At 61.4% G+C, this 6,723-nt stretch carries 6 protein-coding genes and 1 pseudogene; 5 read left to right on the forward strand and 2 right to left on the reverse strand.

Annotation, left to right across the window (positions count from 1 at the left end):
* Nucleotides 1-263: pseudogene (hisH, locus tag PHP59_RS10675) on the reverse strand (imidazole glycerol phosphate synthase subunit HisH); the annotation flags it as partial.
* On the reverse strand, nucleotides 241-1,653 hold the full coding sequence (locus tag PHP59_RS10680) for a phosphoadenosine phosphosulfate reductase family protein (protein WP_300166780.1): 1,413 nt from the start codon (nucleotides 1,651-1,653) through the stop codon (nucleotides 241-243). The pseudogene hisH and the gene PHP59_RS10680, both read right to left, overlap by 23 nt.
* Nucleotides 1,654-1,966: 313 nt before the next feature.
* On the opposite strand from PHP59_RS10680, the gene PHP59_RS10685 reads away from it, so the two are divergent.
* From PHP59_RS10685 to PHP59_RS10705, 5 genes are read left to right on the forward strand one after another with little or no spacing between them, the layout of a single operon-like run.
* Nucleotides 1,967-3,871 (forward strand): proton-conducting transporter membrane subunit, encoded by a 1,905-nt coding sequence (locus PHP59_RS10685; RefSeq protein ID WP_300166782.1) that lies wholly within the window; start codon nucleotides 1,967-1,969, stop codon nucleotides 3,869-3,871.
* Nucleotides 3,868-4,728 (forward strand): respiratory chain complex I subunit 1 family protein, encoded by an 861-nt coding sequence (locus PHP59_RS10690; RefSeq protein WP_300166784.1) that lies wholly within the window; start codon nucleotides 3,868-3,870, stop codon nucleotides 4,726-4,728. The genes PHP59_RS10685 and PHP59_RS10690 overlap by 4 nt, the downstream gene beginning before the upstream one ends.
* A gap of 3 nt (nucleotides 4,729-4,731) precedes the next feature.
* Nucleotides 4,732-5,178: an NADH-quinone oxidoreductase subunit B family protein gene (locus PHP59_RS10695; RefSeq protein ID WP_300166786.1), complete on the forward strand. Its 447-nt coding sequence runs from the start codon at nucleotides 4,732-4,734 to the stop codon at nucleotides 5,176-5,178.
* Complete coding sequence (locus PHP59_RS10700; RefSeq protein ID WP_300166788.1) at nucleotides 5,171-5,548, forward strand: NADH-quinone oxidoreductase subunit C; 378 nt, start codon at nucleotides 5,171-5,173, stop codon at nucleotides 5,546-5,548. The genes PHP59_RS10695 and PHP59_RS10700 overlap by 8 nt, the downstream gene beginning before the upstream one ends.
* The gene (locus PHP59_RS10705; RefSeq protein WP_300166790.1) at nucleotides 5,533-6,612 is read left to right on the forward strand and encodes a nickel-dependent hydrogenase large subunit; all 1,080 of its coding nucleotides are present in this window, start codon (nucleotides 5,533-5,535) and stop codon (nucleotides 6,610-6,612) included. Before PHP59_RS10700 ends, PHP59_RS10705 begins: the two co-directional genes overlap by 16 nt.
* Nucleotides 6,613-6,723 lie beyond the last annotated feature (111 nt).

Below are 6,723 nucleotides of genomic sequence, written 5' to 3' on the forward strand. Positions count from 1 at the left end.
GAACTCTCCATCAGCATCTGCATGCCGAGGCAGATGCCGAGGACCGGCACCTCCCTCGCCGCCTCGCGGACCGTCCCCTCGATCGGGCCGAGCATCTCCATGCCGTCCCTGAAGGCGCCGACGCCCGGCAGGACGATGCCGTCCGCCGCGGCGATCTGGTCGGGGTCCGCCGAGATCACCGGGGACGCACCCGCCTTCTCCAGCCCCTTCCTGACGCTCCGGAGGTTGCCAAGCCCGTAATCAATTATAACTATCGTCTTCATCGCCGCCAGACTCCCTCTTCCGCCACAGGTCTTCTGCCGCCCAGTCTGCGGGCATGCCGTGTGCGGCGCCCCAGGCGTCGAGCCTCTCCGTCCACCCCTGCCAGAGGTCCGGGTAGGCCGCCTTTATCCGCACCAGCAGTGCACGGTCGCTCGACGGGCACATAAAGCAGCCGATCCGGTCGAGCCCCCTCTCGTAGAGCACATTGTAGGGGGCGTGCTCCTTGAAGAGATAGAGCCAGACATGCATCGCCGTCCAGTGCTGGATCGGGGCTGCGGAGACCTGGTTCCCGACAATCCTGTTCCGCCAGACCCTCGGGCTGTTCTTCCGGTTGAGAGACTCGTACTTCCTCTGGCCGATAAAAGAGAGTGACTCGCCCCACCGCTCGTCGATCACCCTGGACACAGGTTCGAGTTTTGCGACGCGGCAGCACCAGCGGGCATTGACCGCCGGCGGTCCCTCGACCTCGAAGTTCTTCCAGAAGGCCTCGCCTGTCTCGGCCCGCACCACCTCCACGCCATAGCGCTCGGCGACGGTGGCGACATTCTCCTCGGTCTCAGGGAACTCCAGGCCCGTGTCGGCATAGAGGGCCGGCACCTTGCCGATCGCCTTCAGCACCAGGATGAGGGTGACAAGGCTGTCCTTGCCGCCCGAATACGAGACATTCGCCGGGAGATGGGCATGACTCTCCCGCACCCTCCTGATGAAGTCGAGCGCCGCCCCCTCATAAGCATCGAGAATACGGGTATTCGCCCTCACGGCGTCGTCCCAGCTGGCCTCGCCGGGCACGGCGTCGGCATCCCCGATCTTCCGGGTCCGCACCACCGCGCCCCTCTCCATCGTGCGCGCTTCGGCCGCATCGACCCGCGCGCGGCCGACGCCGATGCACTCGCCGCTCCGCGAGAGGAGGAAGACCTCGTCGCCCGTCCTGACCGAGTCCTCGATCTCCACAAGGCCCGGCGCAAGCAGACTCGACCCGCCCTCCCGGATCGACGCCACGGCGCCGTCGTCGACGACGACGTAGCGCTTCGTCGGTTTCATGTACCGGCACGCGGACGGCCGCGGCAGGGGTTCCCAGACGCCCTCGTCGGGCATGTACCTGATGGCCGCAACAACCGTGCCGCCCAGGACCACCTCCTCCATCCTGTCAGGATCGGGGACCTTGTTGAGGACGGCGAGGTGCCCCTCAGGGATGAGGGGGACGCCGAAGTAATCGATGAAGATACTGTTGACGAGTGCGACGTCTGACGCAAAGGCCGGGCGTGCATCGCCAGGCGGGGTGATGGAAACCGCGTGGGTTTTTTCCCCGCAGGCGCACTGCTCCCCGAGCACGGGCGTATGGCAGGCATCGCACCAGCGTAGCTGGATCTTTCCGAGATATGACGGACGCATTGCATGTACCATGTGGATGCATAGATTAAAAGGACAGGGTTTGCGTCCGGGTTTGGACCATGATAAATATTAATCATGAAGGTTTTTTGTCATTTGGAGCGCGCAACAATGAGCACCGCCCAATCAGGGGCCAATACGACCATAAAAATAGTATTGAATATCCTGAGACGGATATTTCATCCCCGTTTTTACCGGTCAAGCGACCGGAACCGATGAGATGACGAAAAAAACTCAATGGATAAGGCTCCGATATGATCGGTGTTTCGCATGGTTAATAAACCACAAAATTCCATGGGGTAGGTGAGGGATAGGGATGTACGACCTGATATTCCTGATACTATTCCCCTGTATCATTGCAGCCATCCTGCTATTGCTCAATAATAACAGGGTGAGGCATGCAATCGTCGCTCTGGGGGCACTCGTCATCTCGGCGGGATCCATCTACCTTCTCGTCTCCTCATTTACACAGGGAGCGGTGTACTACACCTTCCCCTTCGAGCCGACGAGTCTGGTGATGTTCGCTCTAGAGATGGGTATCGCACTCCTGCTCCTGTACCTGGGAGTCAGGTTCAAACAACCGATCGCCGTCCTGCTGGTACTCATTCAGTCGGCGATGATGATCTACTACGAGATCACCTGGGGCATGGTAGTGGAGCCTGAGATGAACCTCTTCATCGACCAGTTCTCCATCATCATGGCCCTGATCATCGGCATCATCGGCAGCCTCATCGCGGTCTTTGCCACCAGTTACATGGACACCTACCATGGCCACCACCCGGAGGTGCGTGACCGGAGGCGGATGTTCTTCTTCGTGATCTTCATCTTCCTCGCCGCGATGTTCGGCCTCGTCTTCTCCAACAACATCCCGTGGATCTTTTTCTTCTGGGAGATCACGACCCTGTCGTCTTTCCTCCTCATCGGGTATTCGGAGACGGAAGAGGCGACGAACAACGCTTTCCTCGCCCTGAAACTGAACCTCCTCGGCGGGATCGCCTTTGCCGGAGCAATCCTGTATCTCGCATCCGTCGACCCCTCGGGCGGCCTTCTTGAACTCAACGCACTCCTTGCCTCCGGCCAGGCCGTCGCCATCATCCCCGCGGTGCTGATCAGCTTCGCCGGACTGACAAAGAGCGCCCAGATGCCCTTCTCGGGCTGGCTTGTCGGCGCCATGGTCGCACCGACCCCGGTCTCCGCCCTGCTCCACTCGAGCACCATGGTCAAGGCCGGCGTGTACATCATCGTCCGCTTCGCTCCGGTGCTCGCCGGCAGCCTTGCCGGCCTCTCGATCGCCTTCGTCGGCGCCGTGACCTTCCTCCTCGCTTCGGGGATCGCCATATCCCAGAGCAATGCAAAGAAGGTCCTGGCCTACTCGACCATCGCGAACCTCGGCCTGATCGTGGCCTGCGCAGGCGTCGGGACACCCCAGCTCGTCTGGGCGGCGATATTCCTGATCATCTTCCACGCGGTCGCAAAGTCGCTCCTCTTCCTCTGCGTCGGGACTGTCGAGCACAGGACCGGCAGCCGCGACATCGAGGACATGGACGGCCTGATCGTCCGTCTCCCGAAGGTCGCGGCCATGATGTTCATCGGCATGGCCGGCATGTTCCTTGCGCCCTTCGGCATGCTGATCTCGAAGTGGGCCGCGATCGAGGCCTTCATCGTCGCCCCGCTCGGCCTCATCTTCGTGATGATCCTGGCCTTCGGCGGCGCCGTGACCGTCTTCTTCTGGGCGAAGTGGATGGGCAAGATCATCGAGGTCACGCCCTTCGGCGAGAACCTCGAGGGCACGGTCTCCACCGGCAAGTGGGTCGTCCTCGGGAGCCTCACGGCCATGACCGTGCTTGCGGCCCTCCTCTTCCCCCTGATCTCCTCGTTCCTCGTCGAGCCCTACGTCCTCGGCATCTTCAACGAGACGGCGCGGCTCGCCCAGGACAATGTCATCATCATGGTCCTGATGATCGCGCTCCTCCTCGTCCTGCCCCTCTCCTACCTCTCGTACAGGAAGCAGGGACGGACGATGCCGGCCTACATGGGCGGCAGGCCGACGACGCCCGACATGAAGTTCCTCGGGTCCCTCGGCATCGAGCGTGAGATGACGATGAGGAACTACTACTTCACCGACCTCTTCGGTGAGGCAAAACTCCTGAAGGTCGGCAATCCCCTCTGTATCCTCCTGATCCTGGCGGCCATCGCCGTCATCGCGGGGGTGGCGCTATGATCTCTGTGTTCACCGCAGTCCTCTACCTGCTCCTCGCCCCGATCGCGGGCGGGCTCATCGCCGGTATAGACAGAAAACTCACCGCACGCATGCAGGGCAGGGTCGGGCCTCCGCTCCTCCAGCCCTTCTACGACGTGGCGAAACTCTTCGAGAAGGAGGACGTGACGGTCACGCCGTCGCAGAACTTCTACATCCTCTCGTACCTCGTCTTCATGGCGGTGACAGGGGCCCTCTTCTTTGCCGGAGGGGACCTCCTGCTCGTGATCTTCGCCTTCACGCTGGCGCACATCTTCATCGTCCTCGGCGCCTATGCGGCCTACTCGCCGTACAGCTACGTCGGTGCGGAGAGGGAACTGATCACCCTGATGGCCTACGAGCCGATGATCATCCTCACCGCCGTCGGCCTGTACCTGGTCACCGGGAGCTTCTACGTGAACGAGATCGCGGCATCCCAGGTCCCGGCCGCCCTGTACCTGCCCGGCGTCCTCATCGGGTTCCTGACCGTGCTGACGATCAAGCTCCGCAAGTCCCCCTTCGACATCTCGACCTCGCACCACGCCCACCAGGAACTGGTGAAAGGGCTTACGACCGAGTTCTCGGGAGCTACCCTTGCCAAGATCGAGATCGCCCACTGGTACGAGACCGTCGTCCTGCTCGGCATCGTGTACCTGTTCTTCGGGTTCAACCCGCTGCTGGCACTCGCCGTCATCGCCGTCACCTACTTCCTGGAGGTCTTCATCGACAACACCTTCTCCAGGATGAAGTGGCAGTGGACGATGAAGGAAGGATGGGGCGTTGCAGTGACGCTCGGGTTCATCAACCTCGCCGTCCTGTATTACTTCTATCTGGGGGTGTGAGACATGGCATATCTGAAGAAATCGCCCTGGCTAATCCATTACGACTCATCGAGCTGCAACGGCTGCGACATCGAGGTGCTCGCCTGCCTCACGCCGCTCTACGATGTGGAGAGGTTCGGGATCATCAACACCGGGAACCCGAAGCACGCCGACATCTTCGTGATCAGCGGGAGTGTCAACTACCTCAACCGCGAGGTCGTGAAAAACATCTACGAGCAGATGCCTGACCCGAAGGTCGTCGTGGCCGTCGGAATCTGCGCCTGTTCGGGCGGCGTCTTTGCCGAGTGTTACAATGTTTCGGGCGGCGTCGACCAGGTGATCCCGGTCGATGTCTATGTGCCCGGATGCGCCGCACGGCCCGAGTCGATCATCGACGGGATCGTGAAGTCGCTCGGTATCCTGGAAGAAAAGAGAGCAAACATGACGAAAAAGGAGGCTCACCATGCCTGAAGACCAGCCGATGACCGAGTGCACGATCGACGGACTCCTGCCGGCGGTGCGGGCCTACCATGAGAAGGGCTATCGCCTCGTCCAGATCAGCTGCACAAAGGTGGACGAGAGCTTCGAACTCAGTTACTGCTTCGACATCGACTACCACATGGTGGTCCTCCGCCTCCTCGTGCCGGCGGGAACAAAGGTGCCGAGCATCTCAGGGATCTACTGGGGTGCGTTCATCTACGAGAACGAGACCCACGACTTCTTCGGCGTGGCGTTCACCGACATCAACATCGACTTCAAGGGGACGCTCCTGCGGACGGCAAAGCAGTACCCATTCAGCAATATCAGTTTCAGGGAGGTGGAAAAATGTCAAAAGAAATAGTCATACCCTTCGGCCCCCAGCACCCGGTGCTGCCTGAACCGATCCACCTCGACCTTGTCATCGAGGATGAGAAGGTGAAGCAGGCGATCCCGTCCATCGGCTATGTCCACCGCGGCCTTGAAACCCTGGTGGAGAAGAGGGAGTACCCGGAGTATGTCTATCTGGCCGAGCGGATCTGCGGGATCTGCAGTTTCATCCACGGGGCGACCTACTGCCAGGCCGTCGAGGCAGTCATGAACGTCGAGGTGCCTGAGAGGGCCCTCTTCCTCAGGACGATCTGGTCGGAGTACTCCAGGATGCACTCCCACCTCCTCTGGCTCGGTCTTGCTGCCGATGCAATGGGCTTTGAGAACCTCTTCATGGACGCGTGGCGCCTGCGGGAGTCAATCCTCGACGAACTCGAGGCGACGACCGGCGGCCGCGTGATCCAGGGGAGCTGCAAGGTCGGCGGCGTCCGCCGCGACATCGACGCGGAGAAGCTCGACGAGATGGTCGGGAACCTCGACGGGATGCGGGGAGAACTCTCCGACCTGATGGACGTCTTCCTCAATGACAGTTCCGTGAAGGGAAGGATGAAGAATGTCGGCATCCTCCCGGCGAAGGAGGCCTACGACTCTGGTGCGGTCGGTCCGACCCTCAGGGGGAGCGGCGTCGCCTCGGATGCGAGGATGCTCGGCTATGCCGCCTACGGGAAGATCCACTTCAAGCCTGTCGTCGAGGACGGCTGCGACTGCTATGCCAGATGCGCGGTGCGTGCACAGGAACTGTTTTCCTCTATCGATATCATCAAGGAGGCGGTGCAGAAGATCCCGGACGGTCCCATCGAGGTGAAGGTGACCGGGAAACCCGAGGGCGAATACTTCGCACGGGCCGAACAGCCCCGCGGCGAGGTGGTCCACTATGTGAAGGGCAACGGCACCCGCCACCTCGCCCGCCACAGGGTGCGGACGCCGACCCTGACGAACATCCCGCCCCTGGTGAAGATGCTGGAGGGCTGCGAACTCGCCGACGTGCCGGTGATCGTGCTCTCCATCGATCCCTGCATCGGCTGCGCGGAGAGGTGATGGAAGCATGGGATATTTTCAGATGACAAAGACGGTGGTGAAGGCGCTCATCCACGGCCCCTCCACCATCCGTTATCCGGCCGTCCCCGGCAAGAGGACGCCGATCTCACG

It is taken from the genome of Methanofollis sp. (assembly GCF_028702905.1).
Lineage (GTDB): Archaea > Halobacteriota > Methanomicrobia > Methanomicrobiales > Methanofollaceae > Methanofollis.